This window comes from Amycolatopsis sp. NPDC026612, assembly GCF_040638285.1.
Classification (GTDB): domain Bacteria; phylum Actinomycetota; class Actinomycetes; order Mycobacteriales; family Pseudonocardiaceae; genus Amycolatopsis.
Genome location: NZ_JBEZYB010000039.1, coordinates 1 through 20,074 on the forward strand (window position 1 = coordinate 1; position 20,074 = coordinate 20,074).

General features: G+C 71.1%; 16 protein-coding genes. 12 read left to right on the top strand and 4 right to left on the bottom strand.

All coding sequences use genetic code 11. The annotated features are described in order from the left end of the window. The first annotated feature begins 110 nt into the window (after positions 1 to 110). The 9 genes from AB0F15_RS28755 to AB0F15_RS28795 all read left to right on the top strand — a co-directional run bounded on the left by AB0F15_RS28755 (position 111) and on the right by AB0F15_RS28795 (position 13,153). On the top strand, positions 111 to 611 hold the full coding sequence (locus AB0F15_RS28755; protein WP_360276751.1) for a hypothetical protein: 501 nt from the start codon (positions 111 to 113) through the stop codon (positions 609 to 611). After that, positions 608 to 1,648, top strand: a complete 1,041-nt coding sequence (locus AB0F15_RS28760) for a LacI family DNA-binding transcriptional regulator (protein ID WP_360276754.1) — start codon at positions 608 to 610, stop codon at positions 1,646 to 1,648. The genes AB0F15_RS28755 and AB0F15_RS28760 overlap by 4 nt, the downstream gene beginning before the upstream one ends. 169 nt (positions 1,649 to 1,817) lie before the next feature. After that, positions 1,818 to 2,852: a LacI family DNA-binding transcriptional regulator gene (locus AB0F15_RS28765; protein WP_360276757.1), complete on the top strand. Its 1,035-nt coding sequence runs from the start codon at positions 1,818 to 1,820 to the stop codon at positions 2,850 to 2,852. A 485-nt stretch (positions 2,853 to 3,337) separates the two neighbouring features. Beyond that, complete coding sequence (locus AB0F15_RS28770) at positions 3,338 to 5,605, top strand: cellulase family glycosylhydrolase (RefSeq protein ID WP_360276759.1); 2,268 nt, start codon at positions 3,338 to 3,340, stop codon at positions 5,603 to 5,605. A gap of 31 nt (positions 5,606 to 5,636) precedes the next feature. Further along, the gene (locus tag AB0F15_RS28775; protein ID WP_360276762.1) at positions 5,637 to 6,692 is read left to right on the top strand and encodes a rhamnogalacturonan acetylesterase; all 1,056 of its coding nucleotides are present in this window, start codon (positions 5,637 to 5,639) and stop codon (positions 6,690 to 6,692) included. 31 nt (positions 6,693 to 6,723) lie between these two features. Beyond that, positions 6,724 to 7,740, top strand: coding sequence for a GDSL-type esterase/lipase family protein (locus tag AB0F15_RS28780; protein ID WP_360276765.1), 1,017 nt, complete (start codon positions 6,724 to 6,726; stop codon positions 7,738 to 7,740). 30 nt (positions 7,741 to 7,770) lie between these two features. After that, positions 7,771 to 9,621, top strand: coding sequence for a rhamnogalacturonan lyase (locus tag AB0F15_RS28785; RefSeq protein ID WP_360276768.1), 1,851 nt, complete (start codon positions 7,771 to 7,773; stop codon positions 9,619 to 9,621). Beyond that, entirely contained in the window at positions 9,621 to 11,816 is a 2,196-nt protein-coding gene (locus AB0F15_RS28790; protein WP_360276771.1) for a glycoside hydrolase family 2 TIM barrel-domain containing protein, read from the top strand. Before AB0F15_RS28785 ends, AB0F15_RS28790 begins: the two co-directional genes overlap by 1 nt. A 17-nt stretch (positions 11,817 to 11,833) precedes the next feature. Then, positions 11,834 to 13,153, top strand: a complete 1,320-nt coding sequence (locus AB0F15_RS28795) for a right-handed parallel beta-helix repeat-containing protein (RefSeq protein WP_360276774.1) — start codon at positions 11,834 to 11,836, stop codon at positions 13,151 to 13,153. A 54-nt stretch (positions 13,154 to 13,207) separates the two neighbouring features. Here AB0F15_RS28795 and AB0F15_RS28800 read toward each other — a convergent pair whose 3' ends face one another. Continuing rightward, positions 13,208 to 14,278 (bottom strand): glycosyl hydrolase 53 family protein, encoded by a 1,071-nt coding sequence (locus tag AB0F15_RS28800; protein ID WP_360276777.1) that lies wholly within the window; start codon positions 14,276 to 14,278, stop codon positions 13,208 to 13,210. A gap of 217 nt (positions 14,279 to 14,495) precedes the next feature. On the opposite strand from AB0F15_RS28800, the gene AB0F15_RS28805 reads away from it, so the two are divergent. Together AB0F15_RS28805 and AB0F15_RS28810 are read left to right on the top strand one after the other, a co-directional pair. Beyond that, positions 14,496 to 14,921, top strand: a complete 426-nt coding sequence (locus AB0F15_RS28805; RefSeq protein ID WP_360276780.1) for a hypothetical protein — start codon at positions 14,496 to 14,498, stop codon at positions 14,919 to 14,921. A gap of 72 nt (positions 14,922 to 14,993) precedes the next feature. Continuing rightward, a complete protein-coding gene (locus tag AB0F15_RS28810; RefSeq protein WP_360276783.1) occupies positions 14,994 to 15,398 on the top strand; it encodes a VOC family protein in 405 nt (134 codons plus the stop codon). Positions 15,399 to 15,424: 26 nt separating this feature from the next. Here AB0F15_RS28810 and AB0F15_RS28815 read toward each other — a convergent pair whose 3' ends face one another. After that, positions 15,425 to 16,366: a lysyl oxidase family protein gene (locus AB0F15_RS28815; protein WP_360276786.1), complete on the bottom strand. Its 942-nt coding sequence runs from the start codon at positions 16,364 to 16,366 to the stop codon at positions 15,425 to 15,427. Between the two features lie 164 nt (positions 16,367 to 16,530). On the opposite strand from AB0F15_RS28815, the gene wecB reads away from it, so the two are divergent. Further along, entirely contained in the window at positions 16,531 to 17,706 is a 1,176-nt protein-coding gene (wecB, locus tag AB0F15_RS28820) for a UDP-N-acetylglucosamine 2-epimerase (non-hydrolyzing) (protein WP_360276789.1), read from the top strand. Here wecB and AB0F15_RS28825 read toward each other — a convergent pair. Together AB0F15_RS28825 and AB0F15_RS28830 are read right to left on the bottom strand one after the other, a co-directional pair. Further along, positions 17,676 to 18,989: an NAD(P)/FAD-dependent oxidoreductase gene (locus AB0F15_RS28825; protein WP_360276792.1), complete on the bottom strand. Its 1,314-nt coding sequence runs from the start codon at positions 18,987 to 18,989 to the stop codon at positions 17,676 to 17,678. The genes wecB and AB0F15_RS28825 overlap by 31 nt on opposite strands. Continuing rightward, complete coding sequence (locus tag AB0F15_RS28830; protein ID WP_360276795.1) at positions 18,986 to 19,816, bottom strand: glycosyltransferase; 831 nt, start codon at positions 19,814 to 19,816, stop codon at positions 18,986 to 18,988. The genes AB0F15_RS28825 and AB0F15_RS28830 overlap by 4 nt, the downstream gene beginning before the upstream one ends. Between the last annotated feature and the right edge of the window lie 258 nt (positions 19,817 to 20,074).

A 20,074-nucleotide genomic window follows, 5' to 3' on the forward strand; every position in this document is an offset into this window, starting at 1 on the left:
TGTGGCCTTCGGTGCGTTCAACGCACCCAAGGCGGCCTTCGGTGCGTTCAACGCACCCAAGGCCACATTGGGGCGCTCGGTCGCTTGCGCTGCTGGCCGAGGTCCTGTTCGTGGGCCTGCTGGTCTGCGTGGCCTCGGTGTTCGTCGTGACGTCCTTGGCCGCGGCAGCCGCCGGTTCGGTTCTGCTGGCCGAGGTTGCCGCGGACGGCCGGACACCCACCGTGCGCCGATTCGCCCGGCTGTTCCGCGCGGCGCTCGCCCACCCGGTGGCCGTCCTGGCCCCGGCGGGTCTGCTGGCCGTCGGCGGGGTGGACGTCGTCGCGGTGCTGGGCGGGCTGCCCGGCGGCCGGGCGTTCGGGGCGGTCCTGGGGGCGGTGCTCGCCGCGCTCCTGGCGGCCGGGCTGCGGGGCGCGGCGGCCTGGCGGCCGGGCCGGCGGTGGCCGGAGGTGCTGACGGCGGCCGGCCGGGAGACGGTGCTGGACTGGCGTGGCAGCGCCGGGCTGGTCACCGCGATCGTCGTCGTGGCCGTCGTCGTGGGGCAAGCGCCGGCCTTCGTGGTCGTCGCGCCGGGGCTGTTGGTGCTGGCCGCGGTCGCGGTGAGCGCCCGGTGAAGCCGCCGATCAGCATCCGGGACGTCGCCGTGCGCGCCGAGGTTTCGGTCGGCACGGTGTCCAACGTGCTGAACCGCCCCGGCGTGGTCGCCGCCGCCACCCGCGAGCGGGTCCTCGCCGCCATCGTCGCCCTGGGGTACGTCCGCAACGAGCCGGCGCGCCAGCTGCGCTCCGGCACCGCCCGCACCATCGGCCTGGTGGTGCTCGACGTGAGCAACCCGTTCTTCACCGACGTCGCCCGCGGCGTCGAGGAGGCGGCGAGCGAAGCCGGGCACGCGGTGATCCTGTGCAACAGCGGCGAATCGGCGGGCAAGGAACGCGGGCACGTCGAGCTGCTGGCCTCGCAGCGGGTGCACGGCGTGCTGATCACCCCGGTGCAGTCCGATCCGATGCCGGTGCGGTGGCTGCGGGACCGGGGGATCTCGGTGGTCCTGCTCGACCACCCGACGGCCGAGGAGGACCTGTGCTCGGTGGCGGTGGACGACCGCCACGGCGGCGCGCTCGCGGTCACCCACCTGCTGGCCGAGGGGTGCGAGCGCATCGTGATGGTCACCGGCCCGCCCGGCATCCACCAGGCGGCCGAACGCCACCGCGGCGCCCGGGACGCGATCCGGCGGGCCGGCCGGGCCCCGGACGTCCTCGAGGTGCTCCCCGCCCCGGCCCTCAACGTCGCGTGCGGCCTGCGCGCCGGCGAGCAGCTGCTGGCCAGGGCGGTGCGGCCGGACGCCGTCTTCTGCGCGAACGACCTGCTGGCGCTGGGTCTGCTCCAGGCCACCGTGCGGGCGGGCGTGCGGGTCCCGGAGGACCTGGCGATCGTCGGCTACGACGACATCGACTTCGCCGCGGCGGCCGCGGTGCCGCTGACCTCGGTCCGCCAGCCGCGGCACGAGATCGGCCGGACGGCCGCGACCCTGGTCATCGCCGAATCGCAGTCGCCTGCCGAGCACGAGCACCGGCACGTGGTGTTCACGCCGGAGCTGGTCGTCCGCGAGTCGAGCCGTCGCCCGCGGCGGGTGCGAAGCCCGGGCCGACCGTGACGGGACCGGGGCCCGGGCGGCCACTGACCGTCTACTGAGGACGACACCGCCCGCGTGAGCCCCACGTGCGAGGTCCGGCGCTTCACCGCCGCCGCCCGCTGCGCCACCGGTGCGTCGATCTGCCGGCTGAAGCCGTAAAGTCGGGGTCACAGCCGGTAGATGGGGGACGATGACGGGAACGACGCCGCGGCCGCGGGCCAAGCGGCCGCCGACCATCCACGACGTGGCCGCGCACGCCGGCGTTTCGCGCGGCACGGTGTCCCGGGTGCTGCAGGGCGGCCACAACGTCAGCCCGGCCTCGCGGGAGGCGGTCGACGCCGCCATCCACAAGCTGGGGTACGTGGTGAACCGGGCCGCGCGCAGCCTGGTGACCCAGCGCGCGGGCTCGGTCGCGTTCCTGCTGTCGGAAACGCAGGACCGGTTCTTCGCGGACCCCAACTTCAGCACCCTGCTGCGCGGCTGCACCCAGGCGCTGGCGGCGCACGACCTCCCGCTCGTGCTGATCACGGCGGCCACCGAGGCCGAACGCCGTCGCATCACGCCCTTCCTCTCGGCGCACCACGTCGACGGCGTGCTGCTGATCTCCTCGCACCGCGGCAACCCGATGGTCGAGCACCTGCATCGGGCCGGGCTGCCGTTCGTCTGCTGCGGCAAGCCGCTGGGCCGGCGCCGCCGGGTGTCCTACGTGGCGGCCGATGACCGCGAGGGCGCCAAGGACATGGTGCGCCACCTGCTCGGGTCCGGCCGGCGGCGCGTCGCGACCATCGCGGGCCCACAGGACTCGCCCGGCGGGGTGGAGCGGCTGGCCGGCTACCGCGAAGTGCTCGCCGAGCACGGCCTCGCCGTCGACGAGCGGCTGGTCGAGGTCGGCGACTACAGCTGGGCGAGCGGCGAGGCGGGCATGCAGCGGCTGCTGGCCCGCGCCCCGGACCTCGACGCGGTCTTCGTCGCCTCGGACCTGATGGCCGACGGCGCGTTGACGGCGCTCGAGCGGACCGGCCGCCGCGTGCCCGCCGACGTCGCCGTCGGCGGGTTCGACGACTCGCCGGTGGCGGCCGCGGCCCACCCGCCGCTGACCACCATGCGGCAGCCGTGGGACCGCATCAGCGAGACGATGGTGCGGCAGCTGCTGGCCCAGATCGACGGGGAAGGGCCGGCCTCGGTGATCCTGCCGACCGAGCTCGTCGTCCGCGACTCCGCCTGAACCGGAAGGCCGCCGGCTCGGCCGGAGCCGCACTGTGCACGTTCACAGAACTTGTCGAACGACCTTGAAAATTTCTCACCGGTGCGGTTCCATTCTTACCGGACGGCACGTGGCCGATTGGGTACGTGCGCAGCTGTCTTCCCTGGCCCGTCACGTCGTCGATCAAAGGAGATCGAATGACCGTGCCCCACGCCGGCCGCCGCCGGTACTGCGACGGCATCCGCGAACACGGCCGGCGTGGTGCCCCGCAATCGACCGCCGACACCGCGCGCCGCGGTCGGCCGCGCCGGTCCGGGAAGCGCTTCCCAACGAACGCACGGCTACTGAGAAAACGCTTTCTCGACCGGTGCGCATTGCTTAACAGTTAAGCGGATCGACCGGTTCTTGTCTCGGTGACCGGTGTTCACCCCGGGTCGCCCGTGTTAGCGTGGGAGCGCTCCCAGATTGCGTACCTGTCCTGTCGAGCTGTCTCCAGGAGGTCGGTAATGAACTGGCGATTCCTCCGCGTGGTCGTGGCCGGCCTGCTGCTGGCCGCCTGCGCGGTCGTGGCCCCCGCCGCGGCCGGCGCGGCCGCACCCACGCGGGTCATGGCCCTGGGCGACTCCATCACCGGATCGCCCGGCTGCTGGCGGGCGTTGCTGTGGAAACACCTGCAAGACACCGGCCACACCGACGTCGACTTCGTCGGCAGCCTGCCGGATCCGGGCTGCGGGTTCGCCTACGACGGCGACAACGAGGGCCACGGCGGGTTCCTGGCGACCGGGATCGTGCGGGACAACCAGCTGCCCGGCTGGCTGTCGGCGGCACGGCCGGACATCGTCCTGATGCACCTCGGCACCAACGACGTGTGGAGCAACATTCCGGCGAGCACGATCCTGGACGCCTACACGACGTTGCTCGGCCAGATGCGGGCCGCCAACCCGGCCACGAAGCTCGTCGTCGCCAAGATCATCCCGATGAACCCGGCCAACTGCACGGCCTGCGGCCAGCGGGTGGTCGATCTGGACAACGCCATCCCCGGCTGGGCGCAGGCGCACTCCACGGCCGCGTCCCCGATCACCGTCGTCGACCAGTGGACCGGGTTCGACACCGCGAAGGACACCGGCGACGGCGTCCACCCGAACAGCACCACCGGCATCCAGAAGATGGAGAGCCGCTGGTACCCCGCGCTGGTGGCGGCGCTCGGCACGGACACCCCGGCCGCGACCGGCCTCCACGTCGACGGCACCCGGATCCTCGAGGCAAGCGGCACCCCGTTCGTGATGCGGGGCGTGAACCACGCCTACGTCTGGTACCCGACCCAGACCCGCGCGTTCGCCGACATCAAGTCCTTCGGCGCCAACACGGTCCGCGTCGTCCTCGGCAGCGGGCAGCGGTGGGGGCCGACCTCGGCCGCCGAAGTCACGAACATCATCGGGCAGTGCAAGCAGAACCGGCTGATCTGCGTGCTGGAGGCGCACGACACCACCGGGTACGGCGAGCAGAGCGGGGCCGCGTCCCTCGACCAGGCGGCCAGCTACTGGATCAGCGTGGCCAGTGCCTTGCAGGGCCAGGAAAACTACGTCGTGATCAACCTGGGCAACGAGCCGTTCGGCAACGACCAGCAGGTGAGCGCGACCTGGACGAGCGCGACGAGCAACGCGATCAAGCGGCTGCGGGCCGCCGGGCTGCAGCACCTGCTGATGGCCGACGCGCCGATGTGGGGCCAGGACTGGCAGAACATCATGCGGGACAACGCGGCCACGGTGTTCAACGCCGACCCGCAGCACAACACGGTGTTCTCCATCCACATGTACGGCGTCTACGACACCGCCGCCGAGATCAACGCGTACTTCGACAGTTTCCGCACCGCCGGGCTGCCGCTGGTCGTCGGCGAGTTCGGGAGCATGCACACCGACGGCAACCCGGACGAGGACACGATCATGGCCCAGGCGCAGGCCCGCGGCCTCGGCTACATCGGCTGGTCGTGGAGCGGCAACAGCAGTGACGTCGGGTACCTCGACATGACGAACGGCTTCGACCCGGCCAGCCTCACGGCGTGGGGCGAGCGGTTCCTCAACGGCACCAACGGCATCCGGCAGACGTCCAAGGAAGCCACCATCTACGGCGGCGGTCAGGCGGACACCCAGGCGCCGTCCGTTCCGGGCACCCCGGCCGTGTCGGCGGTGACCTCCAGTGGGGCCACGCTGAGCTGGACGGCGTCGACGGACAACGTCGGCGTCACGGGCTACGACGTCCTGCGGGCGCCGGGGGCGAGCGGCGGCACGTTCGCGGTGGTCGGCTCGACCGCGACGACGTCGTTCACCGACAGCGGTCTGGCGGCTTCGAGCACGTACCGCTACCAGGTGCGCGCCAAGGACGCGGCGGGCAACACCTCGGCCCTCTCCGCGGTCGCGACGGCGACGACGAGCGCGGGCGGCGGGTCCGGCGCGTGCAAGGTGACCTATTCCGCCTCGAACTGGGGCGGGGGCAACGGGTTCACCGCCAACGTCACGATCACCAACACGGGCGCGAGCACGGTCGACGGCTGGACGCTGGCCTTCACCTTCGCCGGGGGCCAGCGGGTGACCCTGCCCGGCTGGGGCGCCACGTTCGCCCAGTCCGGCAGCGCGGTGACCGCCACGAACCTGAGCTGGAACGGCGCGCTGGCGCCGAACGCCTCGACCGGCGTCGGCTTCAACGGCACCTACAGCGGCACCAACCCGGCTCCGACCGCCTTCACGCTCAACGGCAGCACCTGCTCGGCCGGCTGACTCACCGTCCACAGTGGATACAGGAGTACCGATGTCCCTCAAGCACCACGCGATCCTCCTCGCCGGCCTGGCCGCGGCCACCCTGGTTCCCGCTCCGGCGGTGGCCGCGGCCGCCCCACGGGCGCTGCCCGCGCAGTGCTCGGGGACGGCGCCGATCAAGTGCCACTTCGCCGTCGCGCCGGGCAACTACGACGTCACCGTGGGGCTGGGCAGCACCACGAAGGCGGCCAGCACGTCGATGTCGGTGGAGGCGCGCCGGCAGGTCCTGAACGCCGTCTCGACGAACGCGGGCCAGGTCGTCCCCACGACCGTCACGGTGAACGTGCGCACCCCGGAGGGTCAGCCCACCGGCCAGGGCGGCACCGGCACCGCGGGCCTGGACATCACGTTCGGCGGCAGCGCGCCCGCGATCGGCTCGCTGACCGTGACGGCGGCCCAGACCCCGCTGGTGACGTACCTGGCCGGCGACTCGACCGTCTGCGACCAGCCGGCGGCGCCCTACACCGGCTGGGGGCAGATCCTGCCCACCGCCGTGCGGCAGGGCGCGGTGATCGCCAACTACGCGGACTCCGGGGAGAGTTCGGGCAGTTTCCTGGCCACCAAGGCGCTCTTCCCGACGCTCAAGCCGCTGATCAAGAGCAAGGACCTGGTCCTCATCCAGTTCGGCCACAACGACAAGCAGACGACGGCGACGGCGTTCCGCGACAACCTCACCAAGCTGGTCACCGGGGTGCGGGAGCGCGGCGGCATCCCCGTGCTGGTGACCCCGCCGGTGCGGCGGCTGTTCAGCGGCAGCAAGCTGACGCCGACGGCCCTGCACGTCAACGGGGTGGGCGTCGACCTGCCCGCGGTGATCCGGGCGCTCGGCAAGTCCGCGAACGTGCCGGTGCTCGACCTGACGGCCAAGAGCAAGACCCTGGTGGAGTCCCTCGGCTCGTCGGGGTCGCAGAAGATCTACCTCACCGCGGCGAGCGACGGGGTCACCGACAACACGCACTTCTCCGTGTACGGCGCGACCCAGATGGCGAACCTGGTCGTCCAGGGCATCCGCGAGCAGAACCTCCCGCTCGCCGCCTACCTTCGCTGATCAGTCCACATCGGACACGAAAGGGGCAACGATGCCCATCGGTACGAGGTCGCGGGCCGTCGCGCTCGTGGTGGCGGTGGTGGCCGCGGTGAGCACGGCGGTGCACCCGGCTTCGGCCGCCACCGGCGACGGCTCGCCGTCGGACTCGAACATCCGGTACTTCGGGCGGTGGGACACCCGTGCGGCGGGCGCCTACGTGTCCGAATGGGCCGGTGCGTACGTGGTGGTCGGTTTCACCGGTACCACGGTGAAACTGCGCCAGCGCAACGCCGTCGACCTGTTCACCAGCGTCGACGGCGGCGCCTGGGTGTCGCGGACGAACGTCCGCGGCACGGTGGACCTGACGCCGTCCCGGCTGCCGTCGGGCACGCACACGCTGCGGGTGTCCTACCGGCCGGTGGCCGGCTCGTACCACGGTGACGCGGTGTTCCAGGGCGTGCTGCTGGACTCCGGGGCCCGGACCGTCGTGCCGGCCGTGCCGTCCCGGATCATCGAGTTCGTCGGTGATTCGATCACGGTGGGCCAGCTGTCGTCGAAGCAGGCGCTGACCGCGTACGGCTGGCTGACGGCGGAAAAGCTGGGCGCCGGGCACACCCAGATCGCCGTCGGCGGCGCCTGCCTGTACCCGGCTCCGGACGGGTGCCTCGGCATGCGGGACCGGTTCTTGAAGACCGGCTTGGCCACCGGCGCGCCGGACTGGGACTTCTCCCGCTACCAAGCCGCCGACGTCGTGATCAACCTCGGCACCAACGACAAGAGCCACAACGTCTCCGGCGCGCAGTTCCAGAGCGCGTACGTGACGCTCCTGCAACGGGTTCGCGCGAAGTACCCGAACGCGACCATCCACGCGATGGAGAACTTCTACCAGCGGTACGCCGCCGAGACGAAGGCCGCGGTGGCCGCCCGGCACGACGCCGGGGACAGCAAGGTGAAGTTCATCGACACCGCGGGCTGGATCGACAAGGCCACCGACACGGTGGACGGCACCCACCCGAACGACACCGGGCACCGGAAGATCGCCGCCCGGCTGGCCGCGGTCCTCGGCTGACTTCGGCAATCGACGCAGATTGGAGTAGCCATGCGCAAGTTCGCCATCAGCAGGCGGCTCGTCGTGGCCGTCACGGGCGTGCTGGCGGTGGGGCTGATCCCGGCCCCGGCCGTCGGCGCGGTCGTCCCGGCCGCCCCGCGGGCAGGCACGCCGCAGCCGGACAAGCTGAACCGCGGGGTGGTCAGCGTCCACACCGCCCAGGGCAACCGGGTCAGCTGGCGGTTGCTCGCCGACGACCCGGCCGGCGTGGCGTTCGCCGTCTACCGCGACGGCACCAAGGTGACGTCAGCGCCGATAAGCGGGCCGACGAGCTTCGTCGACGCGGGTGCGCCGGCGGATGCCCGGTACACCGTGCGAGCGGTGGTCGGCGGGGTGGAACGGATGTCGGCCTTCGCCGCGGAGGATTCGCTGACGCTGAACAGCGTCGAGGGCGTGGCGGCGAGCACCCGGGACATCCCGATCCAGCCACCCGGTGGCGGGACAACGCCGTCCGGGGAGAGCTACACCTACACCGCGAACGACGCCAGCGCCGGTGACCTGGACGGCGACGGCCAGTACGAGATCGTGCTGAAGTGGGACCCGACCAATTCCAAGGACAACTCGCAGTCCGGCTACACCGGTGACGTCTTCGTCGACGCCTACAAGCTGGACGGCACGCGCTTGTGGCGGATCGACCTCGGGCGCAACATCCGGGCCGGCGCGCACTACACGCAGTTCCAGGTCTTCGACTACGACGGCGACGGCAAGGCCGAGGTCGGCATGAAGACCGCGGACGGCACCCGGTCGGGCACCGGCCAGGTCATCGGCAGCGCGAGCGCCGACTACCGCAACTCGAGCGGGTACGTCCTGTCCGGCCCGGAGTTCATGACCATGTTCAACGGGCAGACCGGTGCCGCGATGTCCACGGTGAACTACGACCCGCCGCGCGGCACGGTGTCTGCGTGGGGGGACAGCTACGGCAACCGGGTGGACCGGTTCCTGGCGGGGACGGCCTACCTGGACGGGTCCCACCCGAGCCTGATCATGAGCCGCGGCTACTACACCCGGACCGTGATCGCGGCCTGGGACTTCCGCGGGGGCGCGCTGACCGAGCGGTGGAAGTTCGACTCGAACTCGGCCGGTTCCCAGTACGCGGGGCAGGGCGACCACCAGCTGGCCATCGCGGACACCGACGGCGACGGCCGGGACGAGATCGTCTTCGGCGCCATGGCCATCGACGACAACGGCAAGGCACTGTGGAACACCCGCAACGGCCACGGCGACGCCATGCACGTCGGCGACCTGATCCCCAGCCGGCCGGGGCTCGAGGAGTTCAAGGTGGACGAGGACAAGTCCAAGCCCGCCGCCTGGATGGCCGACGCGAAGACCGGGCAGATCATCTGGCAGAACGCGTCCTGCAACTGCGACAACGGCCGCGGCGTCTCGGATGACATCTACGCCGGCAGCCCTGGTGCCGAGTCGTGGTCGTCCGCGGTGTCCGGGCTGCTGAACACCAGCGGGCAGAACATCGGGCGCAAGCCGTCCTCGACGAACTTCGTCATCTGGTGGGACGGCGACGCCCAGCGGGAGCTGCTGGACGGCACCCACATCGACAAGTACGGCACCGGGGGAGACACCCGGCTGCTGACCGGGTCGGGTGTGCACGCGAACAACGGAACCAAGAACACGCCGTCGCTGCAGGCGGACCTGTTCGGCGACTGGCGCGAGGAGGTCATCTGGCCGACGTCGGACAACCGGGCGCTGCGGATCTACTCGACCACGGACACCACCAGCATCTCGCACGTCTCCCTGATGCAGGACCGGCAGTACCGGGAGGCCGTGGCCTGGCAGAACACCGCCTACAACCAGCCGCCCCACCCCAGCTTCGCGCTGGCCCGGTGATGGCGGTGGCAAGGCTGCGCAAAGCCGCCGCCGGGGTGCTCGCCGTGATGATCGCACCGCTCGCCGTCGTGTCCGGCACCGCTGACGCGGGCACCGCCGCGGTGAACCGCTACCGGACGGTCACGGACTTCGATCCCGGCTGGCTGTTCAACTACGGCGACGCCGGTGGCGCCGGGGATGCCTCCTACAACGACGGTGGCTGGCGCAAGCTCAGCGTGCCGCACGACTGGAGCATCGAGGGCAAGAACCCGCCGGCGAGCCCGTTTTCGCAGTCGGCGCCGAGCACCGGCCGCGGTGGGTACCTGCCCGCGGGCATCGGCTGGTACCGCAAGCACTTCTCGCTGGCCGGGGTGCCCACGGGCCGCAAGGTGTCCCTCGAGTTCGACGGCGTGATGGCCAACGCGAGCGTGTACGTCAACGGCACGCTCATCGGCACCCACCCGTACGGCTACACGAGTTTCCGCTACGACATCACGGCGGCGGCGAAGTTCGGCGGCGCCGACAACGTGGTCGCGGTCAAGACGGACACGACGTCGCAGCCGGCGTCGCGCTACTACACCGGGGGCGGAATCTACCGCGACGTCCGGCTCATCGCGACCGACCCGGTGCACGTCGGCCAGTGGGCCACCCGCGTCACGACACCGAACGCCACCACCGTGCACGCGGAAACCACGGTGGTCAACGAGGGCAGCTCGGCGGCGAGCGTCAGCGTCCAGGGCGTGCTCAGCGACCCGGGCGGGGCCGCGCTGCCCGCGGTCACCACGGCGGCCAGGACGATCGCCGCCGGCGCGTCGGCCACCTTCGCCTACGACGTGCCGGTGAGCAACCCGAAGCTCTGGGACCTGGCGAACCCGAACCTGTATTCGCTGGCCACCAACGTCCTCGTGAATGGCACCGCGGTGGACGACGACCTCACGTCCGTCGGCATCCGGACCCTGACGTTCAACGCCGCCACGGGGATGAGCCTCAACGGCAAGAACGTGAAGTTCCAGGGCGTCGCGCTGCACCAGGACTTCCACGGGCTCGGGATGGCCGCGCCGCAGCGGGCCGTGCAGCGGCGGCTCGCCGAGCTGAAGGCGCTGGGGGTGAACGCCATCCGCACCGCGCACGATCCGCCGAGCCCGGCGTTCCTCGAGCTGACCGACCGGATGGGGTTCCTGGTCCTCGACGAGTTCTTCGACGTCTGGACCCAGCACAAGTACTCCGACGTGGGTGACTACGCGACGTACTTCGGCAAGACGGCGTCGTCGCCGACCGGCACGCCCGCGGTACCGGGCGCGAGCGGCTCGACGCCGTGGTACCAGGTCGATGCCACCAGCGTGGTCATGCGTGACCGCAACCACCCCAGCGTGGCGATGTGGAGCACCGGCAACGAGATCCGCGACTCGATCTCGACCCGGACGCCCCTGCTGACCAGGATGGTCTCCATCGCGCATGCCCTGGACGGCCGTCCGGTCACCCAGGCGCTGTTCCGGCCGGGCGACAGCGGCGACGTCACCGGGGCCACCCGGACGATCGTGGACGTCTTCGGCGGCAACTACCGGCCGGACGAGGTCATCCAGGCGGCGAAGACGTCTCCGACGCGGGCGGGGCTGTTCACCGAGATGGGCACCGACACCTCGGCGTGGACGACGGTGCGGAACAACGCCGTGGTCACCGGCCTGTTCCTCTGGACCGGCGCCGCGTACCTGGGCGAGGCCGACGGGCTCTGGCCCCGCGGCGAGGGAGATTTCGGCCTGGTGGACGGCGTCGGCACGGTCCGCCCGATCGGGTACTCGTGGCAGCGCACGTGGGGTGCGCCGGCCACGTCGCCGCCGGCCACCGGCACCACGGCCGCCCGGGTCCTGGTGGCACCCGACCACAGCACCGTGTCGACCGACACCGACGACGTCTCCTACGTCAAGGCGACCGTGGCCGATTCGGCCGGCCGCGTGGTGACCGGCTCGTCCGCCCCGATCACGTTCAGCGTCAGCGGGCCGGGCGTGCTGGTGGCGGTCGACAGCGGGAGCCCGGTGCAGGAGACCTTCCGCGGCATCGTGCGGAAGGCCTACCAGGGCGTCGCGTACGGCCTGGTGCGGGCGACCGGGGCGGGCACCATCACGGTGACCGCGAGCGCCGGCGGCCTGACGCTGGGCACGACCACGCTGACCGGCACGACGGCACCGTTCGTGCCGTGTTCCGGCAGCTGCAACTGAATCGGAGGTCCCTTCGCATGGACGGAATGCACACCCTCACCGCCGCGGCGGCCGTCGCGCTGGCCTTGGCAGGCAGCGGGGTGGCCGTGGCCGGTCCCGTGGCCGGCAAGGCCTATTACGTCGCCCCGTCGGGCAGCGACAGCGCCGCCGGGACGCAGGCCGCGCCCTGGGCGTCGGTCGCGCACGCCCAGGCCGTCGCGCAGGCGGGCGACACGGTGTACCTGCGGGGCGGCACCTACACCTCTTCGCGCGCGAACAAGGCCTGCGCGAGCCAGACCGACCGGGTGGACGCGATCACCCTGAACAAGAGCGGCAGTGCGGGTAACCCGATCCGCTACTGGGCCTATCCCGGCGAAACGCCCGTCTTCGACTTCTCCCGGGTCAGCGACGACTGCCGGATCAAGGGCTTCGACGTCACCGGCAGCTTCATCCACCTCAAGGGACTGGAAGTCAAGGGCGTACCGCAGAACAACAACCTCAACCACGAGTCGTGGGGGATCTGGATCTCCGGGAGCAACAACACGTTCGAAGGGCTCAACCTGCACAACAACATGGGTCCCGGCCTGTTCATCCAGGACGGCGGCGGCAACCTCGTCCTCAATTCCGATTCCCACGACAACTACGACCCGCGCACGTCGAACGGCGCGGGCGAAAGCGCGGACGGGTTCGGTGCGCACATTTCCGCCGGCCACCCGGGCAACGTGTTCCGCGGCTGCCGCGCGTGGTGGAACTCCGACGACGGCTTCGACCTGATCAACGCGTTCTCGCCGGTGACCATCGAGAACTCGTGGGCGTGGCGCAACGGCTACCTGCCGGAAACGACGACCTCGTCCGGCAACGGCAACGGCTTCAAGATGGGCGGCTACGGCGGCAAGTACGTGAGCAACGGCGTCAAGCACACCGTCCGGAACTCGGTGGCGTTCGCAAACAAGGCCGCGGGGTTCTACGCCAACCACCACACGCTGGCCAACGACTACTTCGACAACACCAGCTACGCCAACAACCCCGACTACAACATGCTCGGCATCACCTCGAGCGGCGGGGCCACCGGCCTGGGCAACCTGCGCAACAACATCGCGTACAAGAACACCCTGCTGTCGAACATGACCGGCACGAACGCTGCGTACAACTCCTGGAACCTGGGTGTCACGCTGTCGGACGCGCAGTTCCAGAGCGTGTCGACGGCCGGCTGGGACGCGCGGCGCCAGGCCGACGGCAGCCTGCCGGTGCTGCCGAACCTCCGCCTGGCGGCGGGGAGCGCACTGATCGACAAGGGCACCAACGTCGGCCTGCCCTACAGCGGGAAGGCGCCGGACCTCGGTGCCTTCGAATCCTGACCCGGAAAGGCGGTGACCTCCGGACGCGGAGGTCACCGCCTTTCCTTCCGCGGGTCAGGCCTGCTTGAAGCCGTCCATGATGGCGGTGGGCTGGCGGTTCGCGGAGTTCCAGGCGACGTTGGCGTAGCCGGTGAAGGGTGAATACCCTTCCGGCTCCCAGTAGAACAACCCTTGGCCGCCGTTGCTCTTGAGGGCGTTGAGGTAGGCCACCAGGGAGGCCTTGGTGGCGGAGACCTTGCTCACCGGGCCGCCGAACTCCGACTGCAGGAACGGTTTCCCGTACTGGCTGGAGATCTTCTTCATGTTCGCCACGATGCCGGCGGCCAGGTCGGCGCTGCCGTAGGAGGAGAAGACGGACATGTCCCACTTGCCGCCGTTTCCGGAGTAGCGGCTGAAGAAGGTCTGCATCGAGTCCCACTTCTGGGGCTGCGCCAGGTGGATGCACACCGTCGTGCTCGGTGAGACCTGCTTGACCTGGTTGTACGCCGCGTTGAGCAGGCCCGTCATCTGGGCCCCGTTCGAGACGCTGCCGACCGGGTGGCAGATGCCGCTGTTGATCTCGTTGCCGATCTGCACCCACGTCGGGAGGACGTCGTTGCTCTTCATGACGTTCATCGTCTGGTTCACGTAGGAGTTCATCGCGGACAGCAGCTGGCTGTAGCTCAGGTTCTTCCACGCGGCGGGCGGGTTCTGCACCCCGACGGAGTTCCAGGTGTCGCCGAACATGTAGTCCAGCATGATGGACATGCCCGCGGCCTTGACCCGCTTGGCCAGCGCGGCGACCTCGGTGATGCTGCAGTGGCCGTCGGTGGCGCTGCCGGACGGGTTGACGAACGTGCGCAGGCGGATCGCGTTGATGCCGTATCCCTTGAGGATGGTCAGCAGGTCCTGGCTCTGCCCAGCGGCGTTCTTCCAGGCGTAGCCGTGGGCTTCCATCTGCGGGGCCCAGCTGATGTCGGCGCCCTTGAAGAACGCGGCCGCCGCCGCGCGGGGCTGGGTCACGGCGGCTGTCGCCCGCGTCGTGGCACCCGCGCCCAGGACGAGCGCGCCGGCGCCGGCGGCCGCCCCGAGCAGCACGGTGCGCCGGTCCAGGCCGGCCGGTACGTTTTCCGGTTTGTCGTTCATGGGATGAGCTCCTTCGGCGAAATACGCACGGTCTCCCGAAAAGGGAACCGCAGATCCGAGATCGAATCAAGGCTTCTGCGGGGTACTCGGGCGAATTCGACGATTTCCCGAAAGCGCTTTCCCGAGCGTGGGCGCCGGGCGGGCTCGACCACGCGGTGGAGATCAACTAGGGTGGGTCGCGCCTGGGGGACAGACCAGAGCGAGCGAGGAGCGATCCGTGCCCACGTTGACCGAATTGCCCCAGTGGACGATCCGCACGTCCGGCGACCAGGCGACCTTCACGCACGTGGCCGCGGGCCGTGACCGGGATCCGGCCGCCACACCGCGGGTGTGGGGCGGCCGGGGGCTGGCGTTGCCCGAGGAAGACCTGCCTGCCTTCGCCAAGGCGCTCGGCGAGGTGATGAAGCTCCCGACCTACTGGACCGCCCGGGCCCGGGCGGGCCGCCTGACGCTCGACGGCGACCCGGCCTGGTCGGAGCCCCGGCACGACCCGCAGGACGGCTTCGTCTACGTCTCCGGGCCGTGCGACCCGCGGCACGCGGAGCCGGGCTACCGGCCGGCCGGTTCGTTCACCCTGGACCTGGCCGACATCCGCGCGTTGCGGGTGCGGATCGCTGCCTACCTGCACCAGCGAGGCTGGTGAAGGGTTCCGGCCGCACTATGCTGCCGCGCAGCGTCAAGTCGAGGCAGGCCCGGGCAGGACAGGGGAACGACCATGGCCATCAGGCTGGGCAGCACGGTGATCAACTGCACCGACCTGGACACGATGACCCGGTTCTGGTGCGCGGCGCTGGAGCTGCGGCCCGCGTCCGAATCCGGTGACTTCCGCCTGCTGCGCGGCCCGTACGTCAACCTGTCGCTGCAGCGGTCCGCGACGCCGGTGTCGGCGCGGGACCAGATGCACCTGGACCTCTACACCGACGACCAGCAGCACGAGGTCGACCGGCTCGTGGGCCTGGGCGCGCGGTTCGTCCGCCACGTCGACGACGACCCGGACGACGACTGGGTGGTCCTGGCCGACCCGGAGGGCAACCTCTTCTGCGTCTGCGCGAAACCGGCGGACGAGGTCCGCGATCCCGGAGCCCGGGCGGCCACCCCGGGAGCCGATCCGGCGCCGTAGCCCGGTGGGACGGCCCTGGTCGTGGCTCAGGCGCAGCGCGGTTGCCCGGGGCAGCTGCGCAGGAACTCGACGACCGGGGTCGCCGGGATCGCCTCGTCCGGCCCGGGCATCCCCCGGGGCCACGTGATGGACAGCGCGACGGCCGAGGAGTTGTTGCGGTAGTCCGTCTCCAGCAGGGTCCGGTCGGCGTTCACCGTGTTCACCAGGTCGTACGTCCCGGCCGGCACGCGGGTGATGTCCAGCCACTGGAAGTCGACGGTGTACTTGTAGTCGTCGCCGGCCCCGACCGAGATCCCCTCCAGCACGTCGAGGGCGGTGGGTTCGTGGTGGCGGCACATGTTCTCGCGCAGCGTTCCGGCGAGGTCGGCGTCGGCGCCGGTGTCGCCCGGCACGTGGTTCAGGCGGCCGATGTCGGCCACCCGGAACCGGTCGCCGAGGCAGAAGCCGTTCTTGCGGTCGGTGACGACGGTCTTGCCCTGGGGCGAAACCAGCGCGAAGTGCTCGAAGTTCATCAGGTGCCAGTGCTGGTGGGCGAGGGCCGGTTCGTAGTAGGTGAAGGCCCCGGTGGCCCGCTGGGCCGCCGCGTAGCTGCCCGGGATCGAGCCGTCCGTGCCGTTGCGCAGCGCTTGCCGGACGGTCATGGTGTCCTGCTTCGTGCTGTCACGACGGCCGAAGAGCAGCAGCGGCCCGTCGCCCACGTTCTCTTCCGCGCTGGTGAACCGCAGCCGGACGGCTTTCGCCACGGACGGTGCGACGCAGCGGCCGTTGGGGGCGGCGGGGTCGACCACCGGGCACACGTCCCAGGCGGTGCACAGCGGGAGCTCGCCGGAACTGCCACCGGCGCACCCCGGTGGCGCCTGGCGGAGGTCGGGCAGCAGGAAGCTCGGAGCGGCGTCGGCACGGGGGGCGGAGGCGGAGACGGTGACCGAAAGCACCACCAGTGCCAGTACCGCGAATTTCTTGAGCAACAGCTGGGCCGTCCTGTCCGGTATTCCGAGGCGCCGCCATTCTAGAGCGTCCGCAATTCCCGGGTGCGACACCGGGTCGTCACCCGATGGACTGAGTTGCCGCCGGTTCCGCGGTTCCGGTGAGTAGCGTGCGGCGAGCTCATCGCCCGAAAGGACCGCACCGCATGTCGACGACCACCGCAGAATTCCGGGAAGCCACCGGCAGTTCCTCAGCCGGGCCGCCTGCCGCAACCGGCGGAATCACGCTGATCTGCGGCACCCGGCCGGAACTGATCAAACTGGCCCCGCTGATGCGGGCCTTCGGCGACGAGTGCGCGGTCGTCTACACCGGACAGCACTACGACCGGTCGTTGTACTCGCGCATCCGCGCGGATCTGCCGCCGTCCGGCCGGTTCCACGAACTCGGTGTCGGCGCCGGCCGCCGCGGTGGTCAGCTCGGCCGGACGGTCAGCGCGGTCGACGAGGTCCTCGCGGCCGGCTCCGGCGGGGTGGTGGTCGTGCAGGGCGACACGACGTCCGCGCTCGCCGGCGCGCTGGCGGCCAACGCGCACGACCTCCCGCTGGTGCACGTCGAAGCCGGGCTGCGCAGCCACGACCGGGCGATGCCCGAAGAGCACAACCGCGTGCTGATCGACCACCTCGCCGACCTGTGCTGCGCGCCGACCGAGCTCAACCGCCGGAACCTGCTCGCGGAAAACGTGCCCGACGACCGGATCGCCCTCACCGGCAACACCGTCGTCGAAGCGCTGCGGACCGCGCTCCCGGCCGCCGAGGACCGGCGGGCGGTGCTGGCGGCTCGCGGGCTGGAACGGGACCGGTTCGTGCTGGCGACCATCCACCGTCCCGAGAACGTCGACGACCCCCGGCAGCTGGCGGTGATCCTGCGCGAGCTGGGCCGCCTGCCGCTGCCGGTGGTGTTCCCCCTGCACCCGCGCACGGCGAAGAGCGTCGAGGAGGCCGGGCTGCGGCACCTGCTCGACCCGCTGGTCGAGCTGGAACCCCAGGCCTACCCGGCGTTTCTCGCGCTGGCCGCGGAAGCGGCGGTGCTCGTGTCGGATTCCGGGGGCATCCAAGAGGAAGCGAGCGTCCTCAAGCGACCGGTGGTCGTGGTCCGGCGCAGCACCGAGCGGCCCGAGATCGCCGGGACGTTCGGGACGCGGGTGCTGCCGGGGCCGGGGATCGGCGCGGAGGTCGCCCGCTGGCTCGACGACGTGGCCGGCCACCGCGAGCGCCTCCGGCACCTCCCGTCACCGTACGGCGACGGATCCGCCTCCGCCCGGATCGTGACGGCGCTCGGCGCGCTGCTCGATCACCGCGCCGATCCGGCGACGACCGGCTGATCCGCCAGCGCGGCGACGACGTCGTTCGCGAGGGCGACGCTCGAGTTCCAGCTCGTGACGTCCGGGTAGACGTGGGCGGTCGTGGCGAGCAGGAGGTTCGTGCCGTCCACGGTCACCGGCGGCCGCGCGGCCAGGTAGCCGAGCGGGTACACCGGTTCCACGAACGGTGCCTTGAACACCCGCACCTCGGCGATGTCGTCCGGGGCGAGCTCGGGGTACAGGCCCCGCAGCTGCGCCGACCAGCGGGCGGCGATCGCGGCGTCGTCGTCGAGGTACAGCTGTGAGTCGCGGTCGGTGTAGTGCATGACGTAGACGAGGTGGCAACCGTCATGGGGGCCGGCGAGCGCGGACATCGCGACGACGCCGTCGAACTCGGTTCCCGAGTGCAGGACCGGCGTCCAGTAGTGCTCGGTGACCGGCTGCCGGAGGAAGAACACGCCGGTGACGACCCCTTGGTAGGGCAGGTCGGTCGTGGGCAGCCGGGCGGCGAGCGCGTCGTCGGCGATGCGCCGCAGGAGGGGCAACGGCACGGTCGAGACGACGTGGTCGGCGTCGAGGACCTCGCCGCCGGTCAGGGTGAGCACCGAGCGGCCGCCGGTGCTGTGCAGCCGCCGGACGGGCGTTTCCGTGCGCACGGTGCCACCGGCTTCCTCGATCGACGTCCGCAGTGCGTCGATGACGGTCTTGTAGCCGCCGTCCGGGTAGCCGCGGGTGGCGACGTTGCGCTCGCGGCCCAGCCGCTGCCACAGGTACAGCGCGGGAACGTCCCCGAAGGACGGTCCGAACTTCGAGCCGAACATCGGCGCGAAGAGGCGCTCCCAGACGACGTCGCCGTAGAGCCCGCGCAGCCAGTCCTCGGTGCGCAGCGTGTCGAGGTCGCGGCCCTGCCCCAGCCGGCGCAGCAGCAGGGAAACGACGCCGAAGCGCACGCGGTCGGGCAGCCGCAGCGGGGAGAAGCGGAGCAGATCGAGCGGGGAGTTGAACGGGTGGCGGCGGCCGTCGACGACCATGCCCATCGTCGTGTCGCGCCACCGCACCGCGTCCCGCAGGCCCAGTTCGCCGAGCAGTTCCAGCAGGCTCGCGTCGGACGGCATGATGCAGTGGTAGAAGCGCTCGACCCACCGGTCGCCGTGGGCGAAGAACGTGCCGAGGCCGCCGAGCTGGTCGCTGCTTTCCAGCAGGGTCACGCGGGTGCCGCGGTGGGCGAGGCGGTGGGCGGCGGCGAGGCCGCAGATGCCGCCGCCGATCACGGCGACGTGGGCGGGGTTGTTCACCGGCGTCACAGCTTCCGGTAGGGCGCCGGGCTCAGCCGGTCGCGGGCGAGCAGTTTCAGGTATTGCACGACGGTCCGCCGCAGCTTCAGCTTGCTGGGTCCCTGCTTGCGGTCGTACCGCAGGGCCAGCGGGACCTCGGTGATCACCGGCCGGCAGTGGCGGAGCTTGAGCAGCAGTTCCACCATGCAGGCGAAGCCCTGCTCTTCGATGAGCCGTTCGCCCCAGTGGGCGGAGGCGCGGGCCAGCAGCGAGGCCCGGTAGGCGCGGTAGCCGCTGGTGAAGTCCCGGACGCCGTCGACGTCGAGGGTGCGGTGGAACAGCTGCGCCGCACCGCGGGAGAGCAGCCGCCGTCCGAACGGGGCGGTCCGGTCGTCGCCGCCCGGGACGAACCGGGAGCAGATGGCGACGTCCGCGCCGGCGGTGATCTCCGCCTGCAGATCCCGGATCAGCGCCGGGTCGTGCGTGTCGTCGGCGTCCATCACGACGACGATGTCGTCGGGACCGGCGGCCTCCAGCGCGGCCCGGAGCCCGGACTGCACGGCGCGGCCGAGGCCGAGGTTCACCAGGTGCCGCACGACGCGGACGTCGAGCCCGCCGTAGCCCGACTCGGCCACGGCGACCGTGGCGTCGGCGGAACCGTCGTCGACGACCCAGACGGTGACCTGCTCGGTGCGGGCCACCTCGGCGAGCCGGTGCAGCAGCGGTGGCAGGGATGCTTCTTCGTTGAACGCGGGCAGCACGACGTGCGCCCGTCCGCCGGTCCGGCCGGCGGTGGGATCAGGCCCGGTGCGGTCCGGATCGGACAGTGTGGCCAGAGTGGTCTCTTCGCGCGACACGGTTCCCCTCGTCTGGTTGTGCTCGTCACCCGGCCGGAATCGGGTTTGGTGCGGCCGTCCTGCTCTATTCGGCTATGTTGTGTGGTTTCTTTAGTGGCCGCGGAAGTCCCTCGGAAGGAGGGACGTCGTCAGAACTACTTGGTGTTTCCGGAAATCACCGGATCGGGTTTGCTGAACACCCCGATCGAGTGCATCGCCGAAACTTCGAGGCAAACTTCACCCGAAAGTGCCGGTGTTGCCTCGAATGGATGAGACGTG